The organism is Rhodanobacter soli (assembly GCF_040548735.1).
GTDB classification, from domain to species: Bacteria; Pseudomonadota; Gammaproteobacteria; order Xanthomonadales; family Rhodanobacteraceae; genus Rhodanobacter; species Rhodanobacter soli_A.
Genome location: NZ_JBEPSD010000001.1, coordinates 266,331 through 285,077 on the forward strand (window position 1 = coordinate 266,331; position 18,747 = coordinate 285,077).

Sequence of the window (18,747 nt, forward strand, 5' to 3'; positions counted from 1 at the left end):
CCCCAAGAAACCCACGGAGTCCGTCATGTTGGATGCCAATCTCAAAACCCAGTTGAAGGCCTATCTGGAAAAGGTCACGCAGCCGATCGAGATCGTTGCGTCCCTGGATGACAGCGCCAAGTCCGCCGAACTGAACGAGCTGCTGGAGGAGATCGCCTCGCTGTCCGGCCAGATCACCCTGGTTCGCCGCGACGACGACAAGCGCAAGCCCTCGTTTGCGATCAACCGCGTCGGCACCGACATCGGCGTGCGCTTCGCCGGCATTCCGCTGGGCCATGAATTCACCTCGCTCGTGCTCGCCCTGCTGCAGGTCGGCGGCCATCCGTCCAAGACCGCGGCGGATGTGATCGAGCAGGTGAAGAATCTCGACGGTGACTACCGTTTCGAGACCTATTTCTCGCTGTCCTGCCAGAACTGCCCCGACGTGGTGCAGGCGCTGAACCTGATGAGCGTGCTGAACCCGAAGATCCGGCACGTCGCCATCGACGGTGCGCTGTACCAGGACGAGGTCGAGGCGCGCCAGGTGATGTCGGTGCCGACCGTCTACCTCAACGGCGAAGTGTTCGACCAGGGCCGCATGAGCCTGGAGCAGATCCTGGCAAAAATCGACACCGGCGCCAGCGCCCGTGAAGCGGAAAAGATCAAGGCCAGGGACGCGTTCGACGTGCTCGTGGTCGGCGGCGGCCCGGCCGGCGCAGCCGCCGCCATCTACGCCGCACGCAAAGGGATCCGCACCGGCGTGGCGGCCGAGCGTTTCGGTGGCCAGGTGCTGGACACCATGGCGATCGAGAACTTCATCTCGGTCTCGGCCACCGACGGTCCGAAGATGGGTGCAGCGCTGGAGCAGCACGTCAAGGAATACGACGTCGACATCATGAACCTGCAACGCGCCGAGAAACTGGTGCCGGCCGGCGAGCCGGGCGGGCTGATCGAAATCGAACTGGCCAACGGCGCCACGCTGAAGTCGAAAACCGTGATCCTTTCCACCGGCGCCCGTTGGCGGCAGATGGGCGTGCCCGGCGAAGACGAGTATCGCAACAAGGGCGTGGCCTACTGCCCGCACTGCGACGGCCCGCTGTTCAAGGGCAAGCGCGTGGCGGTGATCGGTGGCGGCAACTCCGGCGCGGAGGCGGCGATCGACCTGGCCGGCATCGTCAGCCACGTCACCCTGGTCGAGTTCGACGGGAAGCTGCGCGCGGACGAAGTCCTGCAACGCAAGCTGCGCAGCTTGCCCAATGTCGACATCATCGTCAGTGCGCAGAGCACCGAGGTGCTGGGCGACGGTCAGAAGGTTACCGGCCTGGTCTACAAGGACCGCGTCGACGGCGTGATGCACAGCCTCGAACTGGAAGGCATCTTCGTGCAGATCGGCCTGCTGCCGAACACCGAGTGGCTGAAGGGCACGCTGGAACTGTCGCCACGCGGCGAGATCGTCATCGACGAGCGCGGCCAGACCTCGCTGCCCGGCGTGTTCGCCGCTGGCGACGCCACCACGGTGCCGTACAAGCAGATCGTGATCGCGATGGGCGCCGGCTCCACCGCTGCGCTGAGCGCGTTCGACCACCTGATCCGCAGCCCGGTGGTAGCCACGAAGGCGGAAAAGGAAGCAGTGGCGGCCTGATCGCCGGAGATCATCCGGGCAGAAAAACAAACGGGACGGCTTCGGCCGCCCCGTTTGCCTGATGGTTCCCTTCAGCTGCCCTGGTCGGGCCCGCGCTCCAGCGCACGGCGGATATCGTCCAGCGCCCCCGGATCATCCAGCGTGGACAGATCCCCCGGATCGCGGTGCTCCGCCAGCGCCTGCAGCGAGCGGCGCAGCAGCTTGCCGGAGCGGGTCTTCGGCAAGGTGTTCACCACGTAGATGCGTGCCGGCTTCGCCACCCCGCCGAGTTGATCGACCACGCGCTGCTGCATCGCCCGCGCCACGTCGCCGGCGCCGTCACCCGCATCCTGCTTCAGCGTGGCGAACACGATCGGCACTTGCCCCTTCAGCTCGTCCTTCACGCCGATCACCGCCGCCTCGGCCACCGCCGGGTGGCTGGCCACCGACTCCTCGATCTCGCGCGTGCCCAGGCGATGACCGGACACGTTGATCACGTCGTCGGTGCGGCCAAGCACGAACGTGTAGCCGTCGCCGTCGCGAACCGCCCAGTCCAGCGAGCTGTACAGCAGCTCCTTGAAGTGGCTGAAGTAGCTGTGCACGTAGCGGTCGTCGTCGCGCCACACGGTCGTCAGGCAACCCGGCGGCAGCGGCGGCTGGAATACCAGCACGCCCTTGGTCCCCGCCGCGACTTCCTTGCCGGTGTTCTCGTCGATCACCTTCATCCGGTAGCCCGGCGCCGGCAGGCCGGGCGAGCCGAACTTCACCGTCTTCAATTCCAGCCCCGGCATCAGGGTGATCGCCGGCCAGCCGGTCTCGGTCTGCCAGTAGTTGTCGATCGCCGGCACGCCGAGCGCATCGGTGATCCACTGCGCGGTCGGCTCGTCCAGCGGCTCGCCGGCGAGGAACAGCCATTTCAGCTTCGACAGGTCGTACTTCTTCAGCCAGCTCTCGTCCTGCTTCTTCAGCACGCGGATCGCCGTGGGCGAGGAAAACATCGTGCGCACGCCGTACTGCTCGCACAGCTGCCACCAGATGCCCGCATCCGGCCGCGTCGGCAGCCCTTCGTACAGCAAGGAGGTGGCGCCGCCGATCAGCGGGCCGTAGACATTGTAGGAATGCCCCACCGCCCAGCCCACGTCCGAGGTGGCGAACATCACCTGCCCCGGCGCGATGTCGAACACATAACGGATCGACAGCGCCATCGCCACCGCATAACCGCCCACGTCGCGCTGCACGCCCTTCGGCTTGCCGGTGGTGCCGGAGGTGTACAGCAAATAGCTTGGCTCATTCGACTCCAGCCAGGCCACCGGCACCTCGGCGCCCTCGTGCTGCATGCGCAATTCGGCGTAGTCGAGGTCGCGCCCGGCCCGGCAGGTCATCTGCGGATCGAGTTTGCGATCGACGATCAGCACGTGCGGCGGCGGCGCCGAGGCCTCGTCCAGCGCCGCGTCGACCAGCGGCTTGTACGGGATCACCTTGCCGACGCGCATGCCGGCATCGGCGGCGATCAGCAGCTTCGGCTGCGCGTCGTCGATGCGCAGCGCCAGGTTGTGCGCGGCGAAACCGCCGAACACCACCGAATGGATCGCGCCGATGCGCGCGCAAGCCAGCATGGCGAACACCGCCTCGGCGATGTTCGGCAGGTAGATCACCACGCGATCGCCCTTGCCTACACCCAGCGACTGCAACACGGCGGCGAACGCGTTCACCTCGCGGTGCAGCTGACGGTAGGTGAACTCGCGGGTGACGCCGGTCTCGCTGGAAACCGCCACCAGCGCCAGCTGTTCGGCGCGCTCGGCCAGATGGCGGTCGACCGCGTTGTAGCAGAGGTTGGTGGTGCCGCCGACGAACCAGCGCCGGAACGGCGGATTCGACTGGTCGAGAATCTGCCGCGGCGGCTTATGCCAGTGGATCAGCCGCGCCTGCTCGGCCCAGAACTGCTCCGGCTCGTCGATCGACTGCCGGTAGAACTCCTCGTACTGCATACGCGCTCCATCAGGCTTGTGGGGGCAACCCAAGCCTAGACCAGACACGGTGCGGCACGGCACTCGACTTTCGGCGTATGTGCGAATGAAAACAGGCCGGCAAGGCCGGCCTGTTTCGAGTCGCTGGATCCCTTATCAACGACATCCCCGTACTGCACGGGATGACGCCTTCCTGGCGTTACTTCGCGAACAGGTGCTCGACGCCGGCGCGCTCTTCGCGCAGCTCCTTGTCGGTGGCGTCCATGCGGGCGCGCGAGAAGTCGTTGATCGCCAGGCCCTGCACGATCTCGTACTTGCCGTTCTTCACGGTCACCGGGTAGCCGTAGATCACGCCCGGGGCGATGCCGTAGGAACCGTCGGATGGGATGCCCATCGAGACCCAGTCGCCCTCGGTGGTGCCCTGTGCCCAGTAGCGCATGTGGTCGATGGCGGCAGAAGCAGCCGAAGCCGCCGACGAGGCACCGCGCGCCTTGATGATCGCCGCGCCGCGCTGCTGCACGGTCGGGATGAAGTCGTTCTCGTACCAGGCCTGGTCGATCAGCGACATCGCCGCCTTGCCGTTGACGGTGGCATGGTGGATGTCCGGGTACTGGGTCGAGCTGTGGTTGCCCCAGATCGTCATCTTCTTGATGTCGGTGGTGTGGCTGCCGGTCTTCTCGGCCAGCTGCGACAACGCGCGGTTGTGGTCGAGGCGAACCATCGCGGTGAAGCACTTCGGATCCAGGTCCGGCGCGTTCTGCTGGGCGATCAGCGCATTGGTGTTGGCCGGGTTGCCGACCACCAGCACCTTCACGTCACGCTTGGCATGCGCGTTCAGGGCCTTGCCCTGCGGGCCGAAGATTGCGCCGTTCGCCTCCAGCAGGTCCTTGCGCTCCATGCCCGGGCCGCGCGGGCGGGCGCCGACCAGCAGCGCGTAGTCGACGTCCTTGAACGCGACGTTCGCGTCGTCGGTGGCGACCACGCCGGCCAGGGTCGGAAACGCGCAGTCGTTCAGCTCCATCACCACACCCTGCAGCGACGGCAGCGCCGGGGTGATTTCCAGCAGGTGCAGGATCACCGGCTGATCCGGACCCAGCATGTCGCCGGCGGCGATGCGGAACAGCAAGGCATAACCGATCTGGCCGGCGGCGCCGGTGACGGCAACTCGAACGGGGGCTTTCATGGACGATGACTCCTTCTTGGGTATTTCATTTATGCGGAGCGCACGGGACGCCCCGCAGGGAATTGGTCAGTTCAGTTCGGCGAAGAATTCGGCGATGCGCGCCAGGCCCGGTTGCAGTTGTGCAGTCGGGCAGGTGTAGGAAATGCGCATCGCGCGCGGCTCGCCGAACGCGGAACCAGGCACGCAAGCCACGCCCTTGGCTTCCAGCAACGCAGCGCAGAACTCCACGTCGTTGTTGATCTTCGTGCCGTGGTGGCTCTTGCCGAACGCCACGGAAATGTCGGGGAACGCATAGAACGCACCCTGCGGCCGCGGACAGGCCACGCCGGGAATCGCACCGAGCGCGGCAACCACGATGTCGCGCTTGCCGGCGAACTCCGCGCACCTGGCGCGCGGGACCTCCTGCGGGCCGCTGAACGCCGCCACCGCCGCCGCGGTGATCACTTCCGGCAAGCTGGTGATGTGGTTGGAGTTGAGCGTGGTCACCGCCTTGGCCACCACCTCGGGGCCGGCGATCAGGCCCACGCGCCAGCCCGGCATGCCGTAGGTCTTGGACACCGAGTCGACGAAGATCACCCGATCGCGCAACTCGGGCCTGGCGAACACGAAGTTGTGGTAGCCGATGCCGTCGAACACCATCGAGTTGTAGATGTCGTCGGTGATCACCCAGGTATCCGGGTGCTTCACCAGCACGTCGGCCAGCGCGGCGATCTCCCCGGCGGTGTAGACCATGCCGGTGGGATTGGACGGGTTGTTGAACAGAAACACCCTCGGCTTGCGCGCCAGCGCCGCGTCGAGCTGGGTCGGGGTCAGTTTGTAGTTCTGCTCCGGCCCGCAATGCATCACGTTGACCTTCGCGCCCACGATATCGGCGATGTCGCGGTAGGTGGTCCAGTACGGCGCGGCGAAACAGATCTCATCGCCCTCGTCCAGCAGTGCTTCGGCCAGGTTGTACAGCACGTGCTTGGCGCCGATGCCGATCGACAGGTTCGTCCGCGTATAGCCGGAGAAGCCCAGCGCCTCGATGTGTTTGAGGAACGCATCCAGCAACACTTCGGCGCCGCGGTTGCTGCCGTACTGGCCGGAGTCGTGCGACAGCGACTCGCGCGCGGCGGCATACACATGCTCGCCGGGCAGGAAGTTCGGTACACCGATGGAGAAGCTGATGATGTCGCGGCCGGCAGCCTTGAGCTGCTTCGCCTTCTCGGCAATCACCATGATCGCGCTGGGTTTGGCGCGGCCGACACGCTGGGCGAGCTGGGGCATGGGTATCTCACGCAGGGGAGGAAGCAAAGGCGTCCATTTTATCACGCCGCCCGGACCCGGCGCTGGCTGCCGGCTCTACACGCCACAGCGACGCGATCCGGGCATGATGGGCGCGCCCGCGACGGGTACCGTGAGACCTCACCAGCGAAGGAGATCCGCATGCACTGGCTTTGGGTATTCGTGATCGGACTGGTCGTCGGCCTGGTGGCCAAGCTGCTGATGCCGGGCAAGGACCCGGGCGGCTTCATCATCACCGCCATCATCGGCATCGCCGGTTCGCTGCTGGCCACCTGGGTCGGCCAGAACGTGTTCGGCTGGTACCAGGAAGGGCAGTCCGCCGGTTTCATCGCCTCGGTGATCGGCGCGATCGTGTTGCTGCTGCTGTATCACCTGGTCAAGCGCAAGTCGGCCTGACCGCCGTCCCGGTGGAGCCCTGCTCCACCGGGACGATCTTCAGCCGAGCAGCTTGCCGGCCAGCCCTTCGAGCATGCCCAGGTCGAAGCCGCTGGCCTGCCCCTGCGCCTGTCCCGGCACCTGGCCGTCCGGCGTCATGTGGTCGACCGCATGCGGCAGCACCTGCGACAACCCGCCCAGCAGGACATTCGGGTCCACACCCAGCTTGCCTGCAGCCTCCTGCAGCAGGGAACCCATGCCGCCGTTCTGCAGCGCCTGGCCCAACTGGTCGCCCGACACCGGCTGGTTCGCACCCGTGCCGACCCACGACTGCACGGCACCGCCCAGCCCATGCTGCTGCAGCATGCTGACCAGGCCCTGCACACCGCCCGCCTTCTCGATCAGCTGCCCCGCGACGGCAATCAGCGAACCGGTACCCGCCTGCTGTCCCTGCCCTTGGCCACCGAGCAGATCGTTGAGAAATGACATGATCGTTCTCCCTGGATGGTGATGAATCAAGCGCGTAGCCAGCCGATCATAAGTCGCCACGGAATCCGCCATGGCAACATTTCGTGAAGGCCGCACCGGGGAAAGACCACAAAAAAACCGCCGGCTGCTGGCCGGCGGTTTCCAGTGACACGATGGCGCCCGGCTCAGCCGCGCTGGTCGAGCACCGCATTCCATTCCGCCACACGGTCGGCCTGCGCCGCCAGCAGCGCATCGACGTCGCCGTCCACGGTGACCTTCTCGATCGTGTCGCCCTGCTGGATCGCGTTGACCACGTCCATGTCGGCCGCATCGACCACTTCGCCGAACACGCTGTGCTTGCCGTCCAGCCACGGCGTCGCGCCGTGGGTGATGAAGAACTGGCTGCCATTCGTGCGCGGACCCGCATTCGCCATCGACAGCACACCGGGCTTGTCGTGGCGCAGCGACGGGTTGAACTCGTCCTCGAATTTGTAGCCCGGGCCGCCGCGACCGCTGCCCTCGGGGCAACCGCCCTGGATCATGAAGTCGGCGATCACGCGATGGAACGACAGCCCATCGTAGTAGCCGCGCCGAGCCAGGTTGACGAAGCTGGCGACCGTGACCGGCGCCTTGTCTTCATGCAGACGCAGGTGGATCGGGCCGCGGTTGGTGGTGAAGGTGACGTTGATGGTCATCGCAAATCCTTGGGTTTGAAAGCTGCTTCGCGCCGGGGCGCCGGCACGAGGATGGTCAAGGATAACCCAGCACCATGCTACAGACCCAGCGCTGCGCGCTGCAGCGGGCCAGCGCCACGCGGCTGCGCGGCCGGCACCGGTGCGTCGAGCGGCCATGCCGCGCCTTCGTACAGGTACGCCCACAACCGGTCCAGCGCCGCATAGCCATACGGCAGCAGCGGCACGTGGTGCTCGCCGAAGCCGGGCAAGGCCAGGAAGGCGTCGAAGTGCTGCGCGTGCGGCACCTTCCAGTAGATCGGCCGGCGCCCTTCATCACGCAGCCACGCCACGTACGGCTCGGAGCTGAACGCGGTGGGCAACAGGCCGTCGCCGGCGCCATGCAACACCCACAACGGCAGGTCCCTGCGCGGCAAGCGCGCCGCGGTGGCGGCCACCGAAGCGTGCAAGGCTTGCGATTCGTGGTCGTCGCCGGTCCACAGTGCGCGCAGGCATTCGCTGCCGATCAGAGTGGGATCGGACGAGACATTCACGCCGCCGAACAGGCCGATGCCATTGCCGGGTGGAATGCCCGAACCATCCGCCCACCAGGTCGCCCGTGTGACTGGATCGGCCAGGCCCGGCAACCCGCCCACGCCGATCGCCGCGTAGTGAAAGCCGCACGGCATGTCGGTGGCGCCGCGACGCAGGTAGGCCGAGGCGTAACCCGCGGCGATCACCCGCCACAGGTCGAACGCGGTTGTGCTGGCGGCCGTGCTCATCGCCTCATCGGTCCAGCCCCGCGCGTGCAGGTATTGCCGCGCCTGCTCCGCCTGCGCGGCCGTGGTATTGCCGCCGAGCTTGCCCTGTGCGCGCAGGCTGGCACAGCGGATCGGCCATGTCGGCAGCGGCACGCCGCGCGGCCCCCGCGCCAGCGGAGCCGCAGCGAAATAGTCGGCGCTCAGCGCACATGGCAACCAGATCGCCGCCTCGGTGGCGTAGTCATACAGCGCGCGACCGCGATCCTGCACGTGCACGTTCGGTTCCAGCGCCACCACGCCGGCGAAGAAGTGTTCCTGATCCCGTCCCGCCGCCTGCAGCACGGCACCGCCGCCATTGGAGATGCCGACAGCGATGATCTTCGTGTTCTGCGGCGTGAACGGCGCCTCGGCGGGGAACGCGCGGTCGAGCATGGCCAGCCCGAACTGCGCCGCCTGGATCACGTGCTGGCCCCAGTCGGCCTCCGGGTTGTCGCCCGAATGCAGGTGCTTGATCGCGAGACCCCCGGTGGGTGGCGCCGGCGATGGCTGGAATTCCAGCTCCGCTTCGCCGCGTTTCGCGCGGCGACCGTCCAGCGCCACGCCGCTGTCGTCGGCGTAGTCGAAATAACCGGCACCGGTGCCCTTGTCGGTGTACGCCACCGCGCAGCCGTGTGGCAGGCCCCACGCGCCGGCCAGCGAGATCGCGCCATAGATGCCGCGCGAGCCGGACGAGGCCGTCACCACCAGGCAACGCTTCTGCCTGTCGAAGTTGTCCGGCAGTTGCAACAGCACGCGATGCGGCGAACGCGCACCGGGAATGCGCGCGAATGCCTGGTATTCGCGGCCCGGTACATCCGGCACGCCGCCGTACACCGTGCCGTAGCCGCCGAGCGGGCCGAGGTCGGCGATACCTTTCCAACTGGTCTGGATCGCGCGCCGGCGCAGTTCCTGCGCACCGGGATCCAGCGGGTTAGCGAACGGCGATGGCAAACCGGCCAGGCCCGCCAGGCCCAAACCTGCGCTCAGCAGATCATCGTGACCACGATGCTCGGTCACCTGCACGTCGCCGTAATCGACCTCACGCATGGCAGAGTCCTTCCTCGTCATGTTGCCGGCACAGGCCGACAGCATGACGGATGCCAGCGCGGACAAGAACAGCAGCATCGAATGGCAGGCGGATTTCTTCATCCAGCCACCATAACAAGCGCATCGCCGGCCGCCATCGTACGAAAGTCCATGCGCCGAACTCGACGTGGCCGCCGCGGCCCGCTAACTTCGGCGGGATGACCACCCTGCTGATCGCCGACGACCATCCGCTGTTCCGCGCCGCACTGCGCCTGGCCGCCAGCGAAAACCTCGGCGACTGCAGCATGCGCGAAGCGGCCGACCTACCAGGCGTACTCGACGCGCTGGCCGCCGAGCCGGATATCGACCTGGTCCTGCTCGACCTGCACATGCCCGGCAGCCAGGGGTTGTCGGGGCTCGCCGCGTTGCGCGGCCAGCATCCCGGCGTGGCCGTGCTGGTGGTGTCGGCCCACGACGAACCGCGCATCGTGCGCCGCGTGCTCGACCACGGCGCCGCCGGCTTCATTCCCAAGAGCGCCAGCCCTGCCGAGATCGGCGCGGCGATCCGCAGCGTGCTCGACTGCGGCAGCTGGCTGCCGCCCACCCTCGCCGATGCCGTCGCCGCCCTGCCCGCCGACCCCGCCGACACCGATCTGGCCAGCCGCCTGGCCCGCCTCACCGAACAGCAGTCGCGCGTACTCGCCCTGCTCGCCGAAGGCCTGCTCAACAAGCAGATCGCCGACCGCCTGGGCATCCAGGAACGCACGGTGAAGGCGCATGCCACGGCGATCTTCGAGAAGCTGCGGGTGAGGAACCGCACGCAGGCGGGGATGTTGTTGAAGTCGCTGGAGTTGGGGGAACCAGGACGGACGCTGTAGGCACGCTTCGATCAACTCCGATTTCGTTGTACCGCCGCACTACACACGCATCGCGCCGGTCGCCACGCGCTGCAACACCTGCCGTAGCGCCAGCGGCTTCAGCGGCTTGTAAAGCACACCTATCCCCGCCTCCAGCAAACGTTGGCGTAGCTCACCATCACGATCCGCAGTGAGCATCACGGTCGGCACATCAGCATGCAGTTCGCGTAGCTGAAGCCACACATCAAAACCGGTCTGCCCGCCGTCGAGATGAAAATCGAGAATATGCAGATCCGGCCGCCACGGTGCCGCCAGCGCCTGCTCGGCATTGCGTGCGGCATGCACGTGCCAGCCCCAACTCACGAGCAAGCTGCTTAGTGCAGCAAGTGCGGCCGGCTCGTTGTCCAGTACCAGCGCACGACCGGCCGGCAGTGACTGCTGCGCGTCCGCGACAGGCGGCAGTCGTATTGCAGCGCGCGCCCTCGGCACGCTGAGGTCGAACACGCTGCCGTGCCCCGGCCATGAGCGCAGTCCGAGCGGATGACCGAGCAAATCGGCCATGCGTTGTGCGATCGACAGACCTAGCCCGAGCCCCTGCCCGCCCGCGGCGCTGCCGCGGCGGAATTCCTGGAAGATCAGCTGCTGCTCGCCCGGTGCGATACCTGGCCCGGTATCCCACACTTCCACGCGTATTTGCTGACCGGCGCGGCGCACGCCGAGCAGCACGCGACCGTGTTCGGCATAACGCAATGCATTCGACAGAAAGTTCTGCAGCACCCGGCGCAGCAGTTGCGGATCGGAGTGCGCCCAGGCATGCGTGCCCACCACGTCCAGCCGCACGCCGCGGTCGAGCGCGATGGCGCGGAATTCGGCGGCCAGCGGATCGAGCACGTCGGCCAGTGCGAACGCGCGCGGCTGCGGATGCAGGCGGCCGCCTTCGAGCCGGGCCACGTCGAGCAGGCCGGTGAGCAGGCCTTCGGTGGCGGCCAGCGCGCCGTTGAGGTGCTGTGCGGTGGCAGCATCGCCGCCGTGTTCGGTGAGCGCATGGGCAAACAGCTGCGCCGCGTGCAGCGGCTGCATCAGGTCGTGGGTGACCGCGGCGAGGAAGCGGCTCTTGGCCTCGTTCGCGGCCTGCGCCTCGGCCGAGGCCGCGGCGAGTTCGCGGGTGCGTTCTTCCACGCGAAGTTCCAGCGTCTCGTTGACGCGCTTGAGCGCCGCCTCGGCCTGACGGAACGCGGTGACGTCGGTGAAGGTGGCCACGAAGCCGCCGCCGGGCATCGGGTTGCCGCGGATCTCGACGATGATGCCGCCGGGGAAACGCCGCTCGGACAGATGCCGCGTGCCGGCGCGCATGTGCGCCAGCCGGCGCTGCACGCGCGCGTCCACTTCACCGGGGCCGAGCATGCCGGCGTCGATGTTGTGGCGGGTCAGCTCGGCCACCGGGCGGCCTACCTGCAGCAGCTCGGGCGGGTAGTCGAACAACTGCGCGTACGGCGTGTTCCAGGCGACCAGGTGCAATTCGGCATCGACCACGCAGATGCCCTGGCTCATGTTCTCCAGAGCCGCCTCCAGCACGCGCTGGTTGAAGCGCAGGTCCTGCGCCGCCTCGCCGACGATCGCTACCACGGTGTCCAGGTCGTCGCGGCCCTGCCGATGCACCACCTCCAACAGCAATCGCGCCGAGGCGGCGCCGATCACCGCAGCCAGTTCGTGCTCGACCTCGGCCACGCGCGCACTGCCGGCGGGCCCCACGGTGGGTGCGCTGGCAAACAGGTGCTCGACCCGCTCCGACGGCAGGAAACGCATCGCCAGCGCACGCAGCTCGACCAAGCCGACATCGCCCACGCTGACCGCGCGTGCCGCCCGACCAAAACGCGAACCGGCCACCGCCAGCATCACCACGATATTCACCAGCAGGCTCACCACCACGGCACGGCCCAGCCGGTTCCAGTTGCCCAGCCCGAGCAGGCCATCCGGCGCCAGCCAATGCAGGCCGAACGGACCGCCGTGCAGCCACGCCGGTGCGACCGGCAACAGGGTCGGCAGCACCGCGTAGACCCACACCAGCGTGCCGGCGGCAAGCCCGGCCATCACCGCACGCGAACCCAGCTGCGGCCGGTACACCGCCGCCAGCAACGCCGGGGTAAGCCCGGCCAGCGCGGAGAACGAGATCGCGCCGATATCGGCCAGCACCTCGTTGCGCGCCAGCACGCGGCTGTACGCCCACGCCAGCAGGATCAGCACCAGGATCGCCACGCGCCGGTGGTTCAGCAGTTCACCGCGCAGGTCGCCATGCTCGTCGCGCCCCCAACCGGCGCGCACGCGCAACGGCGCGATGAAATGGTTGACCACCATCAGGCTCAACGCCAGCGTGGCGATCACCACCATGCTGGTGGCCGCGCTCAGGCCACCGAGAAACGCGATCAAGGCCAGGCCATGCTCGCCGCGTGCCAGCGGCAACGCCAGCACGTACATGTCCGACGACACCCCGCTCGCTCCCAGCCACGCATCGCCCAACCGCGCCAGCGGCAGGATCGGCAGCGAGATCAGCAGCAGGTACAGCGGGAACAGCCAGCGCGCGGTGCGCAGCTGCCCGTCGTCGCGGCATTCCACGATGCCGGCGTAGAACTGGTGCGGCATGGTGAACATCGCCAGTGCGCCGAGCAGGATCAATGCCGGGAAGCCACCGCTGTCCGGTGGCGGCGGCACGTTGACCGGCAAGCCCGCAGGCAACGCGGTGAACAGCAAGGTGCCCAGCGCCAGCATCGCACCGAGCTTGAACAGCGACTCGAACGCCATCGCCAGCACCAGCCCGCGGTTGTGCGCCATGGTCGACGCGCGCCGCGTGCCGAACAGCATCGCGAACAGCGCCATCAGCAACGCCACGTACAGCGCGCTGTCCTGCCACGGGTTGGATTCCGCCAGCTGGCCGTGGCTGAGGATGCCGTAGCTCATCGCCACCGCCTTCAGCTGCAATGCGATGTACGGCACGATGCCGATCACCACCACCGCGGTGACCAGCGCCGCCAGCCCGGAATGCCGCCCCAGCCGCACCGCGATCAGGTCGGCCAGCGAACCGGCGTTGTATTCGCGCACCAGTTGCACCAGCCGGCCGAGGAACTTCAGCGCGAACAGGTACATCAGAATCGCCCCGACGAACGTCGGCGGCAGCCACCAACCCGAACGGCTGGCCTGGGTCACCGTGCCGTAGAACGTCCATGAGGTGCAGTGGATCGCCAGCGACAGCGCGTACACGATCGCCCAGCGTTTCTCGAACAGTTGCGGGCGGCGCTCGCCGAGCAGGGCCACGCCGAACAGCAGGGCGAGCCAGCACAATGCGGCAAACGCGATGACGCCTGCGCTCAGCATGCCGGACTCCATGGGCCGTACTTCCTCCCCCGCTTGCAGCGGAGGGCCGGGCGACCGCAAGGGAGTCCTGCAGGTGAGAGGTGCTCTTGATCTTCACGCCAGCCGGCGCAACCCCCTCCCCCCAACCTCCCCCAGTCAGCAGGAGGAGGCGCAGAAGCGGCCATCAATGCCCCGCCGGCAGCCCCAGCGCGCGCACGGCGTTCACCACCCAGCGCAACTGCACACCGTGGCGGCTGTCGTAGTCGGCTCCGGAATATCCCCACCAGTCCCAGCATGCTTGCGGATTCAAGGGCGCGAAACTTGCGCGGGTCTGAGGATATAGCACCGTCACGTCGTAGACGTCGGCCCAGCGGTTGAAGCCGGCGTCCTCGACGAAGGCCTTGCCCACGGCGTCGGCATTCTGCTTGCAGCCGTGGAACGCGACCATCACGCCGCACGGCTTGCCCGCGAGGCAATCCGGCGGCAGGTAGACGTAGCCGGTACCGGCCATGAAGGCATCGGCGCCGTCGGGGCGCAGCGCATCCTGGCCGAACGTGCGCAGCTCGCCGCGCGCCCGGGTCGCCGCACGCGCCGGCTTGCCGAACATCTGCGCAAAGATCTCGCCGGCGGCGTCGAAGCCGCAGTGGCCGAGGTACGGCGCCACCGACTTGTCGCAGTCGTCGCCGCTGCCGGCCACCGGCAGGTTGTGCGCGAACGCGCGCTGGCCGTCGTCGTGCACCTGCATGTTCTTCAGGGCTGGCGTGCCATCGCGCAATTGCTCGTAGAAATGGGCGCCGGCCTCCGCCACCGCCGGTGCCACCAGTGCGTCATCCTTGCCGTGCAGCAGATAGACACGGGCGTGGGCAAGATCCTTCAACGCGCCGATTTCGCCGGCCGCGGAACGCTTCGTGGCGCTGGCCACCAGCGCGCCGACATCCGGCGCGGGCTCGCCCTTCATGCAACTGCCCAGGGCAACCGGCAGCTGACCGCCGGCACAGCTGTACGGGCCGCCGGCGACCAGGGCCGCATTCGGGAACAGTTCCGGATACGCCAATTGCATCTGCGCAGCCATGTATGCGCCGGACGAGAGACCGACCACGGCGGTGCGCGCCGGATCGATTTTCAATCCGGGCAGGCTCGGACCGGCGTCTTTCGCGCAGGCGCTGCCGGCGCTGGCCAGCAGGGCCAGCCACAGCAGGCGGGTTACCCATCGGGTGTTCATCGGTCCGCTCCGTTTGGTCATTCCAGTCCAGGCGTCATGCCGGGTGGGCCATGCCCGCCCGGCAGAAGCCGTGCATCAGAAGTTGTAGCGCACGTTGGCGTACCAGTTGCGCGGCATGCCGTAATACGCTGTGCGGATGTTGCCTACGCTGGAGAACTCCTGGCCGTCGGTCTTGTAGACCTTGTCGCCGAGATTGCGCACGCCGGCACGGAATTGCCAGTGGCCGTCGGCGGAATCGTAGATGCCGAACAGGCCGGTCACCGAGTAGGCCTTCTGGCTCAGCGCTTCGTAGTTGTCCACGCTCAGCCAGGTCTCGCTGCGGTACGACCAGTCCGCGCCGATGGTGATGGCGCTGCCGTCGCCCAGGTCGAAAGCCTGCGTGGCCGCAACCCGCGATGTCCAGGTCGGCGAGAACGGCACGTGCTTGTGCAGCTCCGGGTTGTACAGCGGGTCGCTGGGATCGAGACGGTGGTCGACGAACTTGGCGTAGCGCGCATCCATGTAGCCGACCTGGGCCGACAGGCGGGTGCCCTGCCCCAGCACGGCGGCGCCTTCGAACTCGATGCCGTCCATCTTCAGCTTGGCCGCGTTGATCACCGGGAACGCGAAGGTCGGGGTGATCGAGCCCGGGTTCTGCACCTCGGACACGCGTGCCTGGAAGTCGGTGTAGTCGCTGTGGAACGCGGCCAGGTTCGCCTGCAGCTTGTTGTCGGCCGAGCGCCACTTCATGCCCAGCTCGTAGGTCCACACGTACTCGGGGTTGTACTCGGCGCTCTTCGTTTCGGCGGCGGTGTTGGCGCGGCCGTTGAAGCCACCGGACTTGAAGCCGCGGCTGGCCGAGGCGTAGAGCATGGTCTGCGGATCGAGCTGCTTCTGCAGGCTGAGCGTGGGCGTCCACGCATTCCAGCGCTTGCTCGCGCCGAACGCCACGGTCTCGTTGATCGCGCTGAACGGCGCGCCCCAGAACGTGCTGGTGGTGCGGTCGTAGTCCTTGTGGTCGCTGCTGTAGCGCACGCCGGCGGCCAGCGTCCAGCTCGGCACGAACTCCCAGTTCACGTGCGCGAAGCCGGCGTAGGTGGTGGTGGTGAGGTCGTCGTCGATGGTGCGCAGGAAGGTGATCGGCGTGCCGGCCAGGGCGAACAGGTCACTGGCATAGGCCTCCTGGTGCGACGGCACGGTTTCGCGCAGCCAGTACAGGCCATACACCGCCTGCAGGTTGCTGCCGTTGTCGTACTGCAGCTGCAGTTCCTGGCTCGCCTGCTTCTGATGGAAATCGACCAGCACGTCGCCCAGCTCGAACTGCGAGGCGTCGATGTCGATGTAGGAACGGCTGTCGAGCTTGCGGAAGGCGCTGATGCTCCTGAGGTTCCACCGGTCGGACAGCTTCCAGCCGAGGTTCAGCGCGGCGCCCTTGTGCTCGAGCTTCTGGCCCTTGTCCGGACCGAACGAGGTGCGCGTCCTGAAGTCGTACTTCTGGTCCGGATCGGGGGTGTACAGCGGCACCGAGCCGAACACCAGGTCGGTGCGTTTCAGCACGGAGACCGGCTGGCCCAGGGTCAACCCGGTGTCCTGTTTGGTGTAGTCGAGGCTGAGCACCGCGTCGAAGTTTTCCGACGGGTGGTAGCGCAGCTTGCCGCGCACGGACTTGGTGTCCTCGTCGTTGTACTTGTGACCGGTGGACGGATCGGTGACGTAGCCGTCGGTCTGGGTCACCGCGCCGGCGATCGAGGCCGACCATGCGCCGCCCAGCGGACCGCCGAGATAGAACTTGCCCTCGCGCCGGCCGTAGTTGCCGAAGCCGGCCTCGACCGAACCCTCGGTGCTGTCGCCCGGGTTCTTCGTCACCACCTTGACCGCGCCGCCGGTGGAGTTCTTGCCGTACAGCGTGCCCTGCGGGCCGCGCAGCACTTCGACGCGCTCGACGTCGAACAGGCTGATCAGCCCGCCCTGGATGCGCGAGTAGTAGACGTCGTCGACGTACATGCCCACGCCCGGATCGAACGTCTGCAGCGCATCCGGCTGGCCGATGCCGCGGATGAAGATGTTCACCGCCGAGGACGAGCCGCGGCCCTGCACGATGTTCATGTTCGGCACCGCGCCCTGCAGGCCGTCGACGCTGTTCGCCTGCAGGTCCTTCATGTCCTCGCCGCTGAACGCGGTGATCGCGACCGGCACCTTCTCCAGCGATTCGTCGCGACGCCGCGCACTGACCGTCACCTCCTCCAGCTGTTTGGCCTCGGCCTGTTTCGCTGCCGTCGGCTTGGCACCGGCGTCTTCGCCCGCCTGCTGCGCGTGCAGCGGCGCGATGAATGCCAGCCCCAGAACCAGACCGATCGCCGAACTCAGATGCGTGCGTTTCATGACGTCCCCTTGCAGTGAATGCATCGCTCGCGCGGATGCTGATGAGGGGAGAGTAGGCGGCGCCATGCGCCGGCGGCACTTGTACCTTCGTACAGTGCCGCCTGCATCTGGCGTCCGGGATACTCGACGCCAAGTCGTGGTGGGAGATTCACGGATGGCGTTTCTGATCGTGCTGGCTGCGCTGTGCTTCCTGATGTTCGCGGCCTATCGCGGCTACAGCGTCATCCTGTTCGCGCCGATCGCCGCGCTGGGCGCGGTGCTGCTGACCGAGCCGGCGCTGGTGGCGCCGATGTTCACCGGCCTGTTCATGGACAAGATGGTCGGCTTCCTCAAGCTGTACTTCCCGGTGTTCATGCTGGGCGCGGTGTTCGGCAAGCTGATCGAGCTGTCGGGCTTCTCCAAGGCCATCGTGGCGGCGACCATCGGCCTGGTCGGGCGCAGCCGGGCAATCCTGTCGATCGTGCTGGTATGCGCGCTGCTGACCTACGGCGGCGTGTCGCTGTTCGTGGTGGTATTCGCGGTGTACCCGTTCGCCGCCGAGCTGTTCCGCCAGTCCGGCATCCCGAAGCGATTGATCCCCGGCACCATCGCGCTGGGCGCGTTCACCTTCACCATGGATTCGCTGCCGGGCACGCCGCAGATCCAGAACATCATCCCGACCGCGTTCTTCGGCACCACTACCTGGGCGGCACCGTGGCTGGGCACGATCGGCGCGGTGTTCATCCTGGTCGTCGGCCTGACTTACCTGGACTGGCGCCGGCGCAAGGCCGCCGCGGCCGGCGAAGGCTATGGCGACAACCTGGTCAACGAGCCGGCTCCGTTCGAAGGCGGCAAGCTGGCGCATCCGCTGGTCGCGCTGCTGCCGCTGGTACTGGTGGGCGTGTGCAACAAGCTGTTCACCGACCTGATCCCGCGCATCTACGGCGAAACGCAGTCGTTCCTGCCCAGCGTGGTCGGCAACGCCAAGCCGGTGGTGCAGGAAGTCTCCAAGGTTGCCGCGATCTGGGCGGTCGAGGGCGCGCTGCTGGTCGGCATCCTGTGCGTGCTGGCGTGCGCCTGGCGTGCGGTGACCCGGCAGCTGGCCGCCGGCAGCCAGGCCGCGGTCGGCGGTGCGCTGCTGGCCTCGATGAATACCGCCTCGGAATACGGTTTCGGCGCGGTGATCGCCGCCCTGCCCGGCTTCAAGCTGGTCGCCGATGCGCTGCACACGATCCCGAACCCGCTGCTCAACGAGGCGATCACCGTCACCGCGCTGGCCGGCATCACCGGCTCGGCTTCCGGCGGCATGAGCATCGCCCTGGGCGCGATGGCCGAAACCTTCATCGCCAACGCGAACGCCGCCGGCATCCCGATGGAAGTGCTGCACCGGGTCGCCGCAATGGCCTCCGGCGGCATGGACACGCTGCCGCACAACGGCGCGGTGATCACCCTGCTGGCGGTGACCGGGCTGACCCACCGGCAGTCCTACAAGGACATCTTCGCCATCACCGTGATCAAGACCCTGGCTGTGCTGGTGGTGATCGCGGCGTACTATTTCCTCGGCGTGGTGTAGCCGCGCCGACGGCATCCCGCAGACCGCGGCCGT

General features: G+C 67.5%; 13 protein-coding genes. 4 read left to right on the forward strand and 9 right to left on the reverse strand.

From position 1 onward, the window contains the following. The first annotated feature begins 25 nt into the window (after positions 1–25). Positions 26–1,621: an alkyl hydroperoxide reductase subunit F gene (ahpF, locus tag ABIE04_RS01245; protein WP_354546776.1), complete on the forward strand. Its 1,596-nt coding sequence runs from the start codon at positions 26–28 to the stop codon at positions 1,619–1,621. A 71-nt stretch (positions 1,622–1,692) separates the two neighbouring features. Here ahpF and prpE read toward each other — a convergent pair whose 3' ends face one another. The 3 genes from prpE to ABIE04_RS01260 form a co-directional block, all read right to left on the reverse strand. Next, entirely contained in the window at positions 1,693–3,588 is a 1,896-nt protein-coding gene (gene prpE, locus ABIE04_RS01250) for a propionate--CoA ligase (RefSeq protein ID WP_354546777.1), read from the reverse strand. 178 nt (positions 3,589–3,766) lie between these two features. Then, the gene (locus tag ABIE04_RS01255) at positions 3,767–4,750 is read right to left on the reverse strand and encodes a malate dehydrogenase (RefSeq protein WP_354546778.1); all 984 of its coding nucleotides are present in this window, start codon (positions 4,748–4,750) and stop codon (positions 3,767–3,769) included. A gap of 66 nt (positions 4,751–4,816) precedes the next feature. Next, positions 4,817–6,016 (reverse strand): aminotransferase class I/II-fold pyridoxal phosphate-dependent enzyme, encoded by a 1,200-nt coding sequence (locus ABIE04_RS01260; protein ID WP_354546779.1) that lies wholly within the window; start codon positions 6,014–6,016, stop codon positions 4,817–4,819. Between the two features lie 159 nt (positions 6,017–6,175). On the opposite strand from ABIE04_RS01260, the gene ABIE04_RS01265 reads away from it, so the two are divergent. Then, positions 6,176–6,430: a GlsB/YeaQ/YmgE family stress response membrane protein gene (locus ABIE04_RS01265; protein WP_354546780.1), complete on the forward strand. Its 255-nt coding sequence runs from the start codon at positions 6,176–6,178 to the stop codon at positions 6,428–6,430. Between the two features lie 39 nt (positions 6,431–6,469). On the opposite strand, the gene ABIE04_RS01270 is transcribed toward ABIE04_RS01265, so the two are convergent. The 3 genes from ABIE04_RS01270 to ABIE04_RS01280 all read right to left on the reverse strand — a co-directional run bounded on the left by ABIE04_RS01270 (position 6,470) and on the right by ABIE04_RS01280 (position 9,395). Continuing rightward, complete coding sequence (locus tag ABIE04_RS01270) at positions 6,470–6,898, reverse strand: YidB family protein (protein WP_354546781.1); 429 nt, start codon at positions 6,896–6,898, stop codon at positions 6,470–6,472. 164 nt (positions 6,899–7,062) lie between these two features. After that, complete coding sequence (locus ABIE04_RS01275) at positions 7,063–7,572, reverse strand: peptidylprolyl isomerase (protein WP_354546782.1); 510 nt, start codon at positions 7,570–7,572, stop codon at positions 7,063–7,065. 77 nt (positions 7,573–7,649) lie between these two features. Then, entirely contained in the window at positions 7,650–9,395 is a 1,746-nt protein-coding gene (locus ABIE04_RS01280) for a 3-hydroxybutyrate oligomer hydrolase family protein (RefSeq protein ID WP_354546783.1), read from the reverse strand. 197 nt (positions 9,396–9,592) lie between these two features. Here ABIE04_RS01280 and ABIE04_RS01285 point away from each other — a divergent pair, with 197 nt between their 5' ends. Next, the gene (locus tag ABIE04_RS01285) at positions 9,593–10,252 is read left to right on the forward strand and encodes a response regulator transcription factor (RefSeq protein ID WP_354546784.1); all 660 of its coding nucleotides are present in this window, start codon (positions 9,593–9,595) and stop codon (positions 10,250–10,252) included. 39 nt (positions 10,253–10,291) lie between these two features. On the opposite strand, the gene ABIE04_RS01290 is transcribed toward ABIE04_RS01285, so the two are convergent. From ABIE04_RS01290 to ABIE04_RS01300, 3 genes are all read right to left on the reverse strand, one after another. Beyond that, positions 10,292–13,600, reverse strand: coding sequence for a hybrid sensor histidine kinase/response regulator (locus tag ABIE04_RS01290; protein WP_354546785.1), 3,309 nt, complete (start codon positions 13,598–13,600; stop codon positions 10,292–10,294). A 163-nt stretch (positions 13,601–13,763) separates the two neighbouring features. After that, positions 13,764–14,801 carry an extracellular catalytic domain type 2 short-chain-length polyhydroxyalkanoate depolymerase gene (locus tag ABIE04_RS01295; protein WP_354546786.1) on the reverse strand — a complete coding sequence of 346 codons (1,038 nt, stop codon included), beginning with the start codon at positions 14,799–14,801 and terminating at the stop codon, positions 13,764–13,766. Positions 14,802–14,876: 75 nt separating this feature from the next. Continuing rightward, entirely contained in the window at positions 14,877–17,162 is a 2,286-nt protein-coding gene (locus tag ABIE04_RS01300; protein WP_354546787.1) for a TonB-dependent receptor, read from the reverse strand. Positions 17,163–17,316: 154 nt separating this feature from the next. Here ABIE04_RS01300 and ABIE04_RS01305 point away from each other — a divergent pair, with 154 nt between their 5' ends. After that, positions 17,317–18,714, forward strand: coding sequence for a GntP family permease (locus ABIE04_RS01305; protein ID WP_354546788.1), 1,398 nt, complete (start codon positions 17,317–17,319; stop codon positions 18,712–18,714). Positions 18,715–18,747 lie beyond the last annotated feature (33 nt).